This is a genomic window from Adlercreutzia caecimuris B7 (assembly GCF_000403355.2).
Classification (GTDB): domain Bacteria; phylum Actinomycetota; class Coriobacteriia; order Coriobacteriales; family Eggerthellaceae; genus Adlercreutzia; species Adlercreutzia caecimuris.
On the sequence record NZ_KE159646.1, the window covers coordinates 349342 to 364790 of the forward strand.

Consider the following 15449-nt stretch of genomic DNA (forward strand, 5'->3'; position numbering starts at 1 on the left):
TTCCTCGGAGCTCTTTTTTGGGCTTCGTGGCGCGAGAAGATTGCGGCGGTGTCTATCTCGCGGAGTTTGCTGCGCAAAAAGGGCCGTTTCAGATACAGGAGCGGGGTGCTTCCCGCAAAAGGCGAATACTCCAGCAGATTTTGAATACGACCGGAAAACGAGAATCGGGGAGGCGTCAGAATGGCTGAGATGCGCCTGCAGAAGTTTCTGGCACGGGCTGGGGTGGCCTCGCGTCGTCATGCCGAGGCTCTGATCGCCGCGGGGCATGTGACGGTCAACGGTGCGGTGGTAACCGAGATGGGCACCACGGTGGATCCCTCCGCCGATGCGGTGGCCGTGGATGGCGTGCCGGTGGCGCTTCCCGAGGAAGGGGCCACCTTCATGCTGCACAAACCGGCCGGCTTCGTGACCACTATGAGCGATCCCCAGGGTCGGCCCACGGTGGCCGCGCTCATGGCCGACCCGCTGGCCGCGTACCCGGCGCTCTTTCCGGTGGGAAGGCTCGACGCCGACACCACGGGGCTGCTCCTGTTCACCACCGACGGCGAGCTGGGCCATGGGCTTCTGCATCCGCGCCGCCATGTGGACAAGACCTATCTGGCGCTTGTGGAGGGCCGTCTGACCGACTACGATTTGCGTCGTCTGCGCGAGGGCCTCATGCTGGACGACGGGCCCACGCTGCCGGCTGGGGCCCGTTCGCTCGTCGGCGACGAGGCGCGGCGGGCCGAGCGGCTCATCGGGTCGGATGCGGCCGCGAGCGGTCGGCGCCAACGCCATGGCGGCAAGCGCAGCCGCGCCGCTCTGGCGGGGAAGAGCTCTTATGTGGAGGTGCGCCTGCGCGAGGGCCGCAAACGCCAGGTGCGCCGTATGCTGGAGGCGGTGGGGCATCCGGTCATCGCGCTGCACCGCGAGGCGTTCGGCCCGCTCGAGTTGGGAGACGTGCCCCGAGGAGAGGCGCGCCAGCTGACCGATGCCGAGGTGGCGGCCTTGAAGGAGCTTGCTTCCTAGCAGACGTGCTTTCGCCGGATTGGCCCTCGATGCCGATTCAACTGGTCGTTTCCTGTTCGGGGCGCTCCGGGCCCGGCTGTCCGCGGCCGTCCGCCCGTGCCGCGGCGCTCGCCCACGCGCATCCATGCTGAGGAGGCCTCACTCCATAGGCGGCGTCCATGGCGGCATCGGCAAATCTGATCGAAACGCTCGTTATTTCCCCTTGTGCCGCCCTCTGCGGCGGCTATAATACGCGCCAGAGAAGGATACCGCTGCACTTGGGATAGGGCCCAAGGCGGCAGGATCGCAAAGGAGGCGCTCATGAGCGTTACAGTTTCCACATTCCAAACCATGAAGCAAAAAGGCGAGAAGATCTCGATGATCACCGCCTACGACTACACCACGGCGCGCCTGGTGGACGAGGCCGGCATCGACTCCATCCTCGTCGGCGATTCCCTCGGCAACGTGATGCTGGGCCTGGGCGACACGGTGTCGGTGACCATGGAGGACATGATCCACCACGGCGCGGCGGTGGCCCGCGGCACGAAGAGGGCGCTCGTCGTCGTGGACATGCCGTTCATGTCCTACCAGGCAAGCGTATACGACGCGGTGGTGAACGCCGGCCGCCTTATGAAGGAGGCCCGTGCCAACGCTGTGAAGCTGGAGGGCGGCGTGGAGGTGGCCGACCGCATCCGCGCCATCGTGGCCGCCCAGATTCCCGTCTGCGCCCACATCGGGCTCACGCCCCAGGGCGTGAACGCCTTCGGCGGCTTCAAGGTACAGGGCAAAACGGCCGATTCCGCCCGCAAGCTGCTCGAAGACGCCCATGCCGTGGAAGAGGCCGGCGCCTTCGCCGTGGTGCTGGAGGCCATTCCCGCCGAGCTGGCCGCGCGCGTGTCGGCCGAGCTGACCATCCCCACCATCGGCATCGGGGCCGGGGCCGGCTGCGACGGCCAGGTGCTCGTGAACCAGGACATGCTCGGCATGTTCCACGATTTCACGCCGAAGTTCGTGCGGCGCTTCGCCGAGGTGGGCGAGGTCATGAGGGGCGCCTACGCCGAGTACGACCGCTGCGTGAAGGACGGCTCCTTCCCGGCAGCCGAGCACTGCTACCAGGCGCCCGATGGCGTGCTCGAGAACCTGTAGGAGGCCGTCATGGAGATCATCGAAACCGTTGGGTCCATGAAGGCCCGAATCGCCGCTTGGAAGGCCGAGGGGCTCACCGTGGGGCTCGTTCCCACCATGGGGTCGCTCCACGCCGGCCACGAGAGCCTGATGGATGCGGCCCGCGCTGCCTGCGACCGCGTGGTGGTGTCGGTGTTCGTGAACCCGCTGCAGTTCGGGCCCGACGAGGACTTCGACGCCTATCCCCGCGACATCGATCGCGACGGCGCCATCTGCGATGCCCATGGGGTGGATGCGGTGTTCCATCCCACGGCCGAGGAGATGTATCTGCCGGCCCATAACACCTACGTGGTCATGGAAACGCTGACCGACGCCCTGTGCGGCGCCTCGCGCCCGGGGCACTTCCGGGGCGTGTGCACCGTGGTGACGAAGCTGTTCAACATCGTCCAGCCCGACCGGGCCTTCTTCGGTCAGAAGGACGCCCAGCAGCTGGCCATCATCAAGCGCATGGTGGCCGACCTGAACATGAACGTGGCCGTGGTGGGTTGCCCCATCGTGCGCGAAGAGGACGGTCTGGCCAAAAGCTCGCGCAACGCCTACCTGTCGCCCGAGGAGCGCCAGGCGGCCCTCGTGCTGTCCCGGGCCATCCGCGCCGGCGAGGCAGCCGTGGCCGCCGGCGAGCGCGACGGGGCGGCTCTGCGCGCCCTTATGGCGGCCATTGTGGAAGCCGAACCGCTCGCCCGCATCGACTACATCGAGGTGGTGGACGGCGCCACCATGCAGCCGACCGACCGCATCGGTGCCTCGGCCCTGATCGCCATGGCCGTCTATATCGGCTCCACGCGCCTCATCGATAATTTCCTGTACGAGGAAGAGGAGTAACCCGTGCTGCTGAATGTGCTGAAGGGCAAGATCCACCGCGCCACCGTCGTGCAGGCCGAGCTGGATTACGTGGGCTCCATCACCATCGATACGGCGCTCGCCGAGGCGGCCGGCATCATGGAGTACGAGCGTGTGCAGGTGGTGGACATCGACAACGGCAACCGCTTCGAGACCTATGTGATCGCCGGCGAGCCCGGCAGCGGCATGATCTGCGTGAACGGCGCCGCAGCCCACTGCGTGGAACCGGGCCATAAGGTGATCATCATGGCCTACGCGAGCATGACCCCCGAGGAGTTCGCCGACCCCGCCAACGCTCCGCGCGTGGTGTTCGTGGACGACGAGAACCGCGTCGCCCGCATCACCCGCTACGAGAGGCACGGGCGTTTGGAAGATATGTAGAAGACGGACGATCGGGCTTCCGGCCACCCGCGCTCGTCGTCCGCTTCGCGCTGATCCTGCTGCGAACGCAGCTCAAGGAAGCAGAGGAGATGACGCACGCTCATCGGCACCTTCCCGGTATCGCTGCTGCTGAAGTGGAATCTGCTTCTTTCGCCGCTGCGTTCTTCGCAGGGCGCTCAGAGGCCGACGAGCGCGGGCAACCGGAAGCCCGGCGCTTTGGTGAAGTTGCCATTCTTAAATAACGAGGAGGCTCTTATGAAGCCTATTGAAACAGTTGCCATTGTGGGGTTCGGGTCGCTCGGGGCGATGTATGCCGGGTGCTTCGGACGCGCCATGGGGGCCGACGGCGTGTTCGTCGTGGCCGATGAGGCGCGCACCGAGCGCTACCGGGCCGAGCCCACCGTGTTCAACGGCGAGCCCATCGCCGCCACCTACCTCACCTATGCCGAGGCGGCAGCGCGGGCGGCGACAACGCCCTTCGACGTGGTGCTCTACGCGGTGAAGTACGGCGCCCTGGCCGAGGCCATGGAACAGTCGGCGCCGCTCGTGGGGCCCGACACCGCCATCATCTCGGTTCTCAACGGGGTGACGAGCGAGGAGGTGCTCGCCGAGCGGTTCGGGTGGGACCGGGTGCTTCTGTGCGTGGCCCAGCAGATGGACTCCCGCAAGGTGGGACCGGTGGTCACCGCCGGCTGCGTGGGGGTGCTCGCCCTGGGCGTGCGCGACGGCGAAAGCCCGGTGCAGCAGGCGAACCTCGCGCGGGTCACCGCCTGGCTCTCCGCCATTGACCAGCCGTTCATCTGCCCTAAGGATATCCGCCACCAGCTGTGGGGCAAGCTCATCTGCAACGTGGGGGTGAACCAGGCCTGTGCGGTGTACGACTGCTGCTTTGACGGCATCCACGCCCCCGGCGAGGCCCGCGAGGCCATGATCGGGGCCATGGGGGAGGTGGCCGCGGTGGGCCGGGCCGAGGGCGTGGACCTCACCGATGCGGACGTGGCCTATTGGCTCGGCATCATCGACCACCTGAACCCTGCGGGCATGCCCTCCCTGCGCCAGGATGTGCTGGCCCGCCGACCCACTGAGGTGGAGCTGTTCAGCGGCACCATCAACCGCCTCGGCGCCGCCCACGGCATCCCCACGCCGGTGAACGAGCGCTTCTACGCTGCCATCAAGGCGCTGGAAGCGAGCTGGTAGAGAAGCGCCCGCATCTTCTCAACGGGGCCGCTCCGCCGAGGGACGGCCCCGTTGCCTTCCTCTCTCACCTGGCCGTCCTTTGAGCCCGCGGCCGTTCAGTGTTACACTGTCGTTGGGAAAACGTCATCAGCCGGACAAGAGGATGCCCGTGAACCGAGGAAAGTACATCGCCATCGTGGCCGTAACGGTGCTGCTGATCACGGGGGCCGCCTGCGTGTATCTGGCGCAGCTGTCGGCCACGGTGAGCAACAACCTCATGACCTCGGTGGACGAGATTTCCCGCCATGACGTGGAGACCATCGAGGGTGCCTTGGATGACGCCTACGGGCGGTTGGACGCGGTGGTCAAGCGCATGGGGGTCTACGAGGTGCGCGACGTGCACGAGGCCCAGGAGCAGCTGAATTTGGAAGCCGCCTCGTCCAATTTGTTCAACGCCCTGTACCTCATCGACGACCAGGGCGTTCTCTACAGCAGCTCCTATCTCGTGCTGGATGCCGACGAGCACAGCTACGACGAGCTGTTCAGGGGAGAGCGCGGTCATTTCGCCACGCTGTACGACGACGAGATGGGGCGCTTGGAAACCACCAAGGAGTCGCTCATCTTCGGCGTCGATCTGGACAACCTGCGCATCGGCGAGCATACCTTCGTGGGACTGCTCGGCCGCAGCGACCTGTCGGCCATTTCCAACCAGCTCGTCATCGAGAGCTTCGGCGACCAGGGCGTTTCCAGCGTGGTGGACGCCGAGGGGTACTACATCGTCAGCGCCAGCCCCGCCACCGACCTGGCCGGCCGTGACAACTTCTATGCCATGCTGGAATCCGGCTCCATCGAGGGCGGCGTCACCATCGAGGACGTGCGCCGCAACATCGCCGAGGGGGCCAGCTTCGTCATCAACTGCACGACCGGGGAAGGGGAGCGGCTCGTCATGTCCTTCGCGCCGGTGGAGGGCACTGCCTGGTCGTTCATCATGGCCGTGCCCACCGAGGTGTTCGCCCAGCGCTTCGCCCCGTTCATGGCCCTTACGGTGGGCATGATCACGGCCACCCTCGTGGTGGTGGGCATCATGATGGCCCTCATCCTGCGCTTCGTGCGCCAATCGGCGCGCGCCCGGGCCGAAGTGGCCGCCCGCACCGAGTTCCTCTCCAACATGAGCCACGAGATCCGCACGCCCTTAAACGGCATCATCGGCCTGAACCACCTGATGGAACGCCATATCGACGACAGGGAGGCCATGGCCGGCTACGTGAGCCGGCTCGGCAAGGCGGCCCAGTACCTGCTCTCGCTCGTGAACGACATCTTGGACGTGTCGAAGCTGCAGGCGGGGAAGGTGACGCTCGTCCACGAGCCCTTCGACGCGATCGGGATGATCGAGAACGTGTGCGCCATGCAGCGCGAGCCCGTGGAGGTGCGAGGCATTCGCTTCGAGCGGAATTGCGACGGGGTGAGCCGCCCTCATCTGGTGGGCGACGAGGTGCGCATCAGCCAGGTGCTCATGAACATCCTGTCCAACGCCGTGAAGTTCACCCCCGAGGGCGGCACCATCACGCTGACGGCGAGCGAGTTCGTGGCCGCGTCGGGGCGCGAGGCCCAGCTGACCATTGCCGTTGCCGATACCGGCTGTGGCATGACGCCGGAATTCCAGCGGCAGATCTTCGACGTGTTCACCCAGGAGCGCAACAGTAACAGCGAGTCCCAGAAGGGCACCGGGCTCGGCATGTCCATCAGCTACCTGCTGGTGCAGCAGATGGGCGGCACCCTGACGGTGGAGAGCACGCTGGGCGAGGGATCCTGTTTCACGGTGAAGCTGCCCCTGCCCCTGGATCCGGCCCGCTGCGACGACACAGCGGCTGAGGGGGCTGCGGGGCAGGCGGCCGAGGAGCCTTCTGCGGAGGAAGCGGCCCGCGCGGAGGCGACGGGCGCGGCGGTCGCGGTTAGGAAAGCTACCGCTGGGGGAGCGGATGCCGATTCTGCGAACGTGGAGGCTGTCGCAGCCGAGGGTGCGGATGCAACGACAGGCGAGCTGGCGGCCGCCGAGGCGCCTGAGCCGGTCGCGAGCGCGCCGGTGGAGATTCTCGTGGCCGAGGACAACGAGCTGAACGCCGACATCATCGCGAGCATCCTCACCGAAGAGGGCTTCTCGGTCACGGTGGCCTGCAACGGCGCCGAGGCTGTGGCCGTCTTCGAGGCGTCGGCGGCGGGACACTTCGCCGCCATCTTCATGGATGCCCAGATGCCGGTTATGGACGGCTACGCGGCGGCCCGGGCCATCCGCGATCTGCCCCGCGACGATGCGGGCACGGTGCTCATCTTCGCCTGTACCGCCTCCACGTTCGAGGAGGACCGCCGCCGGGCCTTAGATGCGGGCATGGACGATTTCCTGCCCAAGCCCCTGAACGTGGGGCTCATGCTGCAGAAGTTGGAAGCCGTGCGAAAGGGGCTGTCATGAGCGAGACGGGCCGCCGAGTCTACTGGACGGATCGTCTCCTGACCCGGCGCGGTTTCGTGGCCGCAACGGCGCTGGGGGCCTGCGCCGCGGCGGGGCTGCATGCCTGCGCACCATCGAGGGAAGAGCCCGTGCACCTCGTGGTGAAGGTGCCGCGCACTGGTCACAGCGTGGTGTTCGACGAGAGCATCACCCAGGTTGAGACCGTCATCGAGGCCATGGCCGACGACTTCGCCGCCACCTACGAGGCCCGGCCCGTGGAGGTGGAAGTCATCGTATTCGAGCAGAACCAGTACGACGAGGCTGTGACCGACTCCTTCGATACCGACAAGGCGCCCGACGTGCTCTACGGCGACTACTTCAACACGTCCACCTATGTTCACACCGGGCGCGTGGTGCCGCTGGACGACATCATCGCGCCCGACCTGCGTGCCGATGTGTCCGATTACCTGTGGGACGCCAGCACCGTGGAGGGCCGCGTGTACCTGATGCCCTACCTGGCGCGGCAGAACGTGCTCGGCTACAGCAAGGAGCTGTTTCGCCGGGCGGGGCTGGACCGCTTCATCGCCGAGGGGAGCATTACCTCGTGGTCGCTGGACGAGTGGACCTCCATTCTGGACACGCTGGCCGCCGAGCTGCCCCGGGGCACCTTCCCGCTCATGATGTACGCGGCCTCGTCCCAGGGCGACACCCACATCATGACGCTGCTGCGCTCGGCCGGCTCGCCCTTCTACGACGAGACGGGGCACTTCGCCCTCTCGCGACCCGAGGGCGTGGCGGCGCTGCGCTGGATTCAGGAGGGGGTGGGCCGCGGGTGGTTCCCGCCCCACGCCGAGAACCTGGAGATAGAGGACTGCTCCAGCTTGTTCCGCGCCGGCCAGCTGGCCATCTACATGGTGAACAACGCCTCTATCACCCGCTACGGCGACACGGTGGGGCTCGTGAACTTTCCCGGCCCCGACGAGGACGGCTGCGCCACCACCTTCGTCTCGGGCTTCCAGGTGTTCGACAACGGCGACGAGGCGTCCGTGCAGGTGGCGAAGGACTTCATCTCCTTCGTCTACGGCAGCGATCACTGGCTCGACTTCGCCGCCGGTGCCATGCCGGCGTCGAGCCGCGTGGCCGAGCGCTACGGTGATGCCATTCCCGCCTACGACCTGTTCGTCGACAACATCGGCAACGTGGTGGACTTCACCGGCGAAACCCCCGACACCCTGGCGGTGCGCGAGGCCTTCCACCCCTGCATCCGCGACCTGCTCATGGGCAAGGTAACGCCCGAGGAGTGCGCCGCGACCCTGGACGAGCACTGCAACGCCGCCATCGACGAGGGCTGGGCCCAAAGCCGGTTGCACGAGTAGGGGAGCGGGGCGCGGCCCGGGCGCGGGCCCCGCTCGTCCTCCGTCGTTCGCGGGGATTGGGCGAATCGCGGGGTGGGGGTGGCCTCGTTCGTATACAATGGGAGGCGACTGGTACCTGATCGAGTAGGACTCTCATTTTCATGACTGATTCTGATGCATTGAACGACGCCGCACCCGAGGCGGCGTGCGCGGCCGATGCCCCTGCGGCCGCCGCGGCCCCCTTCGCCTCCGTGGCCGTTATCGGCCTGGGACTCATCGGGGCCTCGCTGGCGGCCACGTTGGCGGCCAAGATGCCGGGCGTGCGCGTCTTCGGCGTGGACACCGACGCGGCCACCTGCGCCACGGCGGTGGAGCGCGGCTGGTGCGCCGAGGCGGCCGGCCCCGATGACGCGGCCTTCCGCGCCTTCGTCGAAGGCCCCTGCGAGCTTGTGGTCATCGCCACGCCCGTGGCGGCGGTGGACGACTACCTCACCCGCCTGCGCGACTGGGGCTATACGGGGCTTGTCACCGACACCATCTCCACCAAGGGCCACATCCTGGCCGCTGCCGAAGAGCTTCTGCCCGCGCCTGCGCGCTACGTACCGGGACATCCCATGGCCGGCTCCGAGCAGAGCGGCATCGCCGGGGCCCGCGCCGATCTGTTCGAGGGCGCGAACTGGATCCTCTGCCCCGACGAGCGCACCGCCCCCGAGGACTTCCAGCACCTCCACGAGTTCGTGTGCGGTCTGGAGGCCCGCGTGGTGTCGCTGCGCCGCGAGGAGCACGACGCCGCCGTGGCCATCGTGAGCCACGTGCCCCACATGGTGGCCTCCTCGCTCATGCAGCTGGCCAGCGCGCATGCCGACGACACCGGTTCCATCATGCGCCTGGCCGCCGGCGGCTTCAAGGACACCACGCGCATCGCCGCCGGATCCCCGAAGCTGTGGTGCGGCATCGCCTTCGACAACGCCGAGGCGCTGCGCGACGGCCTGGCCGAGATGGCCGCCATCATCGGCTCGTTCGCCGACGCCCTGGCCGCGGGCGACCGCGACACCTTCACGCGCCTGCTCGCCGAGGCCGCCGACGCCCGCCGGGCGCTGCCGGCCGCCTGGGTGCCCTCCACCGAGAAGCTTCTGGAGGTGCGCATCCCCATGGTGAACCGCACCGGCGTGGTGGCCGAGGTGTGCACCATCGCCTCGTCGGTGGGCTGCAATATACAATCCATCGACATCGACCACATCAGCGAGGGCAACGCCGTGCTCTCCCTCATCCTTACCGACGAGGGCGACGTGGGCGCGCTGTCGCTGCAGCTGATCAACGCCGGTTTCTCCGTATCGTTCAGTCCGATTATGCCGAAGGAGTACGCCCATGTCGACTGAGAACCTGCCTCCCTACACCACCATCGAGCCTCTGGGCGGCGCGCTCTCGGGCGCCTGCCGAGTGCCCGGCGACAAGTCCATCTCGCACCGCGCGGTGCTCTTCGCCGCCATGGCCGAGGGCACCTCGCATCTTGAGGGCGTGCTCGATTCCGAGGACGTGCGCGCCTCCATCCGCGCCGTGGAGGCCTTGGGCGCCACGGTGGATCTGCGCGCCCAAGCCGACGGCACGCTGGCCGGCACGGTGACCGGCTGGGGCGCGGAAGGCCCGAGCCAGCCTGCGGCCCCCATCGACTGCGGCAACTCCGGTACCACCGCCCGCCTGCTCATGGGCATCGTGGCGCCGTGGGACATCGCCGTCACCATCACCGGCGACGCCAGCCTGCAGAAGCGCCCCATGCGCCGCATCGTGGCCCCGCTCGCGAAGATGGGCGCCACCTTCGAGCCGGAATCCCCCGAGCACCTGCCCATCACGGTGCACGGCACCCGCCGCCTGCGGGCCATCGAGTACGCGAGCCCCATGGCCTCGGCCCAGCTGAAGACCGCCGTGCTTCTGGCCGGCACCTTCGCCGAGGGCATCACCACGGTGACCGAGCCCGCGCCCTCGCGCAACCACACCGAGCTCATGCTGCCCGAGTTCAACGTGCCCACCACGGCCAGCACCCGCGTGGCCGGCGTGGAGGGCCCCGCCGAGATGCTCGCCTCCGACGTGGTGGTGCCGGGCGACCCCTCTTCGGCCGCCTTCATCGCCGCGGCGGCCCTGCTCACGCCCGGCAGCTCCGTCGCCATCGAGAACGTGTCGTTGAACCCGGCCCGCATCGGGTTCGTGCGCACGTTGGAGCGCATGGGCGCCTCCATCGAGGAGTCCTACCGCGGCGCCGAGGGCAAGGAGCCCCGCGGCACCCTGAGCGTGCAGTTCACGCCGGTTCTGCGCGGCTGCGAGGTACCCTCCCAGCACATCGCGTCGGTCATCGACGAGATTCCGGTGCTGGCGCTCGTGGCGGCCCATGCCCGCGGCATCACGGTGTTCCACGAGGTGGGCGAGCTGCGCGTGAAGGAGTCCGACCGCCTGGTCGCCATCATCGAGGGCCTGGCCCAGCTGGGGGTGGACGCCTGGGAGGAGGGCGACGACCTGTTCATCGAGGGCAACCCCGACCTTGCCGTACCCGAGGGCCTCGTGTTCAACTCCCATGGCGATCACCGCCTGGCCATGACCTGGGCGCTCGTGGGCGCCTGCGGGCGCGTGCCGGTGTCGGTGACCGACTTTACCTGCGTGGCCGTGAGCTACCCCGATTTCCTCGCCGACCTGAAGGAGCTGGTGCGTTAATGATCGTCGCCATCGATGGGCCCTCCGGGGCCGGCAAGTCCACCGTGGCCAAGGCCGTGGCCAAAGAGCTCGGCTTCTCCTGTCTGGACACGGGCGCGATGTACCGCGCCATCGCCTGGCAGGCGCTGCATAACGGCGTCTCCCTCGACGATGAGGCGGCTCTGGGCGAGATCGCCCGCACCTACGATATCGCTTTCGGCCACGTGGAGGGCGACCCGGTGCCCAAGCGCGTGTTCATTGGGGATGCGGAGGTGACCGATGCCATCCGCACGGCCGAGATCGATCGCGCCGTGAGCCCCACCTCGGCTGCCCCCTCGGTGCGCGCCGCCCTGCTCGAACAGCAGCGCAGAATCGGCAATGCCGGCAACTACGTGGTGGAGGGCCGCGACATCGGCACCGTGGTGTTCCCCGATGCGGCCGTGAAGGTGTTCCTCACCGCATCGGACGAGGAGCGGGCCCATCGCCGCGTGCGCCAGAACGTGGACCGCGGCATCGGCTCCATCGACTACGAGGAGGTGCTGGCCGACCTGCGCCGCCGTGATGCGGCCGACTCCTCCCGGGCTACCGCGCCCCTGCGCGCTGCTGAAGACGCTGTGCAGATCGACTCCACGAGCCACTACATCGAGGAGGTCATCGACCAGATCTGCGCCCTGGCACGGGAGAAGATGTAGGAGCGGCTCGACGAAGGAAGTGCGTAGAGGGATGCGGGGCTGTGCTCACCAAGCGAGTTCCGCAGCGACGAGAACAGGACTTAACGTCCTGTTCTCCAAAGCGAGGACTGTCTGAGCGACTGAGCATTGCCCCGCAGCCCGACTTTGGGGGAGTCGCTCTTTTGGAAACCGACGGAATGGAATCCTATGAGTCTCTTTCTGAAATACTCCGACATGTGGGACATGGACCTGGGCGGCCGCGACCGTTCCCGCGAGATTCCCCATTGGTTCGGCAACCTGGCCTGGATCGTCATCGGTGGGCTGTGCAAGCTGCTGTTCCGCTACCGCGTGGACAACCGCCAAAAGCTGCGGGCGTTCCAAGGGGCCGAAGGCGCGCTTGTCATCTGCAACCACACCTCGTTCTTCGATGTGGTGTTCATGTACCTGGCCGCCCGCCCGAAGCAGTGGGTGCGCCTCATGGGCCGCGATACGCTGTTCGGCAACGCCGGCGGTCTGCTCGGCCAGATTCTCTCGCGGGTGGGCGCCTTCCCCGTGAAGCGCGACACGGCTGACATGACTTCCATCAAGCGGGCCGTGCGCATGCTGAAGAACGACGAACTCGTGGGCATTCTGCCCGAGGGCACCCGTCGCGGCAAGACCGACCGGGTGGCCTCCATCCACGCCGGCGTCTCGGTCATCGCCCGCATGGCGAAGGTGCCCATCCTGCCCATGACCGTGCGCGGCGTGGAGAAGATCAAGAACAAGGGCGAGCGCGTGCGCTTCCCGAAGGTGACCGTGGACTACGGCGACCCCATCCTGGTGTCGGACTTCGACTTCCTGCCCAAGGAGGAGCGCGTGGAGGCCTGCACCTGGTACGCCATGCGCGAGAGCTTCGCCCTGTTCTACCGCGTGCCTGCCGAAGACGTGGACATGGTGGCCCTGTTCCCCGAGACCCGCGACTACGCGCCGGTGTTCGCCGAGCACCCCATCCCGCGCCACACAAGCGACGAGCTGGCCTGCGCCGCCCGCACCGTGCGGGCCGAGAAAGAGGCCAAGGCCGTGGGGGCCGCCGCTAAGGCCGAGGGTGCCGAGAAAGGCGAGGGGGAGTAGCCATGGAAGTGATTCGCGCGAAACGGGCTGGGGCCTGCTACGGCGTGCAGCGGGCCCTGGACATGGCCGCCGAGGTGATCGAGGCGGGCGGTCGCGCCTACACCTTGGGGCCGCTCATCCACAATCCTCAGGTGGTGGACGAGCTGGCGGCCCGGGGCGCTGCGGCCGTGGCGTCGGTGGAGGACATTCCCGCCGCGGCCAGAACCGACGCAGCGGCCGCTGACGGGGCACCGGCCGTGGTCATTCGCTCCCACGGGGTGACGCCCGAGGTGCTTGCGGCGGTGGAAGAGCGCGGCTTTTCCGTGGTGGACGCCACCTGCCCCCATGTGTCCCGCGCCCAGGCCGCCGCGGCCGAGCTGGCCCGGGAGGGCTGCCGCGTGGTGGTGCTCGGCGAGGCGGGGCACCCCGAGGTGGAGGGGCTCACCGCCTGGGCCCGTCAGGCCGGCGGCAAGGTGGATGTGGTGGCCGGCCCCGGCGAGATTCCCGCGGGGCTCTACGATCCGGTGGGCGTGGTGGCCCAGACCACCCAGCGCAAGGAGAACCTGGAAGCGGTGGTGGCCGCCCTGCGCGAGCAGGGGCTCGATCCCATCGTGAAGAACACCATCTGCTCGGCCACGCGCCAGCGCCAGGAGGCCGCCGCCGATCTGGCTGCGGCCGTGGACGCCATGGTGGTCATCGGCGGCCGCAACTCGTCGAATACCACGCGCCTGGCCGAGGTCTGCGCCCTTACCTGTCCGCGCACCTTCCATATCGAGTCGGTCGACGAGCTGAACGCGACGGCCTTCGCCGGCTGCCGCCGCATCGGCGTCACGGCCGGCGCCTCCACGCCCGAGAACCAGATCGCCTCCGTGGAGGCCTTCTTGAAGACTCTGTAGGCAGCCAATGGCCACCTATCCCGGCAAGGACATCGAGCGGGCGGCGCAGGCTGCTTGCGGCTCTGCCTCCGACGCAGGTGCCGGCGCCTCCGGTCCCAGCGCGCCCTGCGCCGGTTGCGGCGCTGCCGCCTTGACCCCTGCCCAGGCGGCGGCCGCAGCCTGGGACGGTCCCGTGGCGCCCATCGCCGCCGTGGAGCCGGAGAGCCCCGCCGACGACGCGGGCTTCACGGCCGGCTGCTACCTCACGACCGTGGACGGCCAGCCTGTGCGCGACATCATCGATTGGCGGTGGCTCGCGGCCGAGGATGCCATAGCGGTTGGCTACATCGACCAAGATGGCGAAGCGGGCGAAGTGGAACTGGAGCGCGAGCCGGGGGAGCGCTGGGGCTTCGAGTTCGACGGCGTGCTCTTCGATAAGGTGAAGCTCTGCCGCAACGCCTGCGTGTTCTGCTTCATGCGCCAGCTGCCCGAGGGCGTGCGCTCCTCGCTCGTGCTGCGCGACGACGACTTCCGCCTGAGCTTTTTGTCGGGCACCTTCGTCACGCTCACGAACCTGAGGCCCGAAGACGAGGCCCGCATCATCGAGCAGCACATCAGCCCCTTGCGGGTGAGCCTGCACGCGAGCAATCCCGACCTGCGCCGCTCCATGATCGGCCGGCACGCCCAGCATGGCCTGAATGCCCTCGATCGCCTGCTCGCCGCTGGCATCCAGACCCACGCGCAGATCGTGCTCATGCCGGGGGTGAACGATGGCGATGCCCTGCGCGAGACTTTGGAATGGGCCTGGGCGCGGCCGAACATCCAGAACGTGGGCATCGTGCCTTTGGGCTTCACCAAGCACCAGACCGCGCTGCACGAGAGCTTCACGACCCCCGAGGCGGCCCGCGGCGTTATCGAGGTGATCGCCCCCTTTCAGGAGCGCGCCCGCGCCGAGCGGGGAGGGCCGTGGGTATTCGCCGCCGACGAGTTCTACGTGAACGCCTACGGCGCGGACACTCCCGCCCATATCCCGCCGGCGAGCGATTACGGCGACTACGACATGTTCGAGGACGGCATCGGCATCGTGCGCTCCTATGTGGACGAGTTCGACGAGGCCGTAGCATCGGGCTTGGCCGCCCGCGCCGCCGACGCCTTGGCGAGTCGCAACCTCCAGGCCCGCTACATTATCGGCGAGGCCATGCAGCCCTTCCTCGACGCGATGATCGAGCGCAGCCCCCTCGCCGACCGTCTCGTTCCCCTCACCGTGGGAAACGACTATTTCGGCGGCAACGTGAACGTAACCGGCCTCCTCTGCGGCTGCGACATAGCCGCCGCAATCAAGACCGAGATAGGGATGGAAAAAGCCCCCAGCGAGGAAGAGGGCAGCTTACCCAAGGTTGAGCAGGGAGGCGACGGCGGGTGTTCCAACCGAGCGAGTTCCGCAGCGAACGGAAATGCCCAGTGGGCATTTCCGCAGAGCGAGGACTGTCTGAGCGAATTGGAATACCCGCCGTCGCCTTCCGGACAAGCCCCCGCAGGCGAGCTGTTCCTCATTCCGAGCGTCATCTTCAACGACGACGGCATCACGCTCGATGACATGACCGTGCAGGATATCGAAAACGCGGCCGGAGCGCCCGTGTCCGTGGTATCCTGTAACCCGCTCGACTACCTGCCCGAGATCATCGCGCTTATCGAGCCCGAGAACGTCGCATAGGCTCTCGCGAGCCCCGTACCGCGGCCGCCCCGCCGCGCGAATAGAAGA

The 15449-nt window shown here is 67.8% G+C and carries 14 protein-coding genes; all 14 read left to right on the forward strand.

Features of this window, described 5'->3' with window-relative positions:
* Nucleotides 1–180: 180 nt before the first annotated feature.
* Nucleotides 181–1008, forward strand: a complete 828-nt coding sequence (locus C811_RS05625) for a pseudouridine synthase (protein WP_016308538.1) — start codon at nucleotides 181–183, stop codon at nucleotides 1006–1008.
* A gap of 300 nt (nucleotides 1009–1308) precedes the next feature.
* On the forward strand, nucleotides 1309–2133 hold the full coding sequence (gene panB, locus C811_RS05630) for a 3-methyl-2-oxobutanoate hydroxymethyltransferase (RefSeq protein WP_016308539.1): 825 nt from the start codon (nucleotides 1309–1311) through the stop codon (nucleotides 2131–2133).
* Between the two features lie 9 nt (nucleotides 2134–2142).
* Nucleotides 2143–2994 carry a pantoate--beta-alanine ligase gene (panC, locus tag C811_RS05635; RefSeq protein ID WP_016308540.1) on the forward strand — a complete coding sequence of 284 codons (852 nt, stop codon included), beginning with the start codon at nucleotides 2143–2145 and terminating at the stop codon, nucleotides 2992–2994.
* Nucleotides 2995–2997: 3 nt separating this feature from the next.
* Complete coding sequence (gene panD / locus C811_RS05640) at nucleotides 2998–3393, forward strand: aspartate 1-decarboxylase (RefSeq protein WP_016308541.1); 396 nt, start codon at nucleotides 2998–3000, stop codon at nucleotides 3391–3393.
* Nucleotides 3394–3482: 89 nt separating this feature from the next.
* Entirely contained in the window at nucleotides 3483–3635 is a 153-nt protein-coding gene (locus C811_RS16450) for a hypothetical protein (protein ID WP_022926385.1), read from the forward strand.
* Nucleotides 3636–3648: 13 nt separating this feature from the next.
* Nucleotides 3649–4590, forward strand: a complete 942-nt coding sequence (locus C811_RS05645) for a ketopantoate reductase family protein (protein ID WP_016308542.1) — start codon at nucleotides 3649–3651, stop codon at nucleotides 4588–4590.
* A gap of 148 nt (nucleotides 4591–4738) precedes the next feature.
* Nucleotides 4739–7036, forward strand: coding sequence for a hybrid sensor histidine kinase/response regulator (locus C811_RS05650; RefSeq protein WP_022926386.1), 2298 nt, complete (start codon nucleotides 4739–4741; stop codon nucleotides 7034–7036).
* A complete protein-coding gene (locus C811_RS05655) occupies nucleotides 7033–8391 on the forward strand; it encodes an ABC transporter substrate-binding protein (protein ID WP_016308544.1) in 1359 nt (452 codons plus the stop codon). Before C811_RS05650 ends, C811_RS05655 begins: the two co-directional genes overlap by 4 nt.
* Before the next feature lie 140 nt (nucleotides 8392–8531).
* Entirely contained in the window at nucleotides 8532–9749 is a 1218-nt protein-coding gene (locus C811_RS05660) for a prephenate dehydrogenase (protein WP_016308545.1), read from the forward strand.
* Nucleotides 9739–11073 (forward strand): 3-phosphoshikimate 1-carboxyvinyltransferase, encoded by a 1335-nt coding sequence (gene aroA / locus C811_RS05665; protein ID WP_016308546.1) that lies wholly within the window; start codon nucleotides 9739–9741, stop codon nucleotides 11071–11073. Before C811_RS05660 ends, aroA begins: the two co-directional genes overlap by 11 nt.
* Nucleotides 11073–11744: a (d)CMP kinase gene (gene cmk, locus C811_RS05670; RefSeq protein WP_016308547.1), complete on the forward strand. Its 672-nt coding sequence runs from the start codon at nucleotides 11073–11075 to the stop codon at nucleotides 11742–11744. Before aroA ends, cmk begins: the two co-directional genes overlap by 1 nt.
* A 186-nt stretch (nucleotides 11745–11930) precedes the next feature.
* Nucleotides 11931–12833, forward strand: a complete 903-nt coding sequence (locus C811_RS05675; protein WP_016308548.1) for a lysophospholipid acyltransferase family protein — start codon at nucleotides 11931–11933, stop codon at nucleotides 12831–12833.
* A 2-nt stretch (nucleotides 12834–12835) separates the two neighbouring features.
* Entirely contained in the window at nucleotides 12836–13708 is an 873-nt protein-coding gene (gene ispH, locus C811_RS05680) for a 4-hydroxy-3-methylbut-2-enyl diphosphate reductase (protein WP_016308549.1), read from the forward strand.
* A 7-nt stretch (nucleotides 13709–13715) separates the two neighbouring features.
* Nucleotides 13716–15401: a DUF512 domain-containing protein gene (locus tag C811_RS05685; protein WP_016308550.1), complete on the forward strand. Its 1686-nt coding sequence runs from the start codon at nucleotides 13716–13718 to the stop codon at nucleotides 15399–15401.
* Nucleotides 15402–15449: the final 48 nt, after the last annotated feature.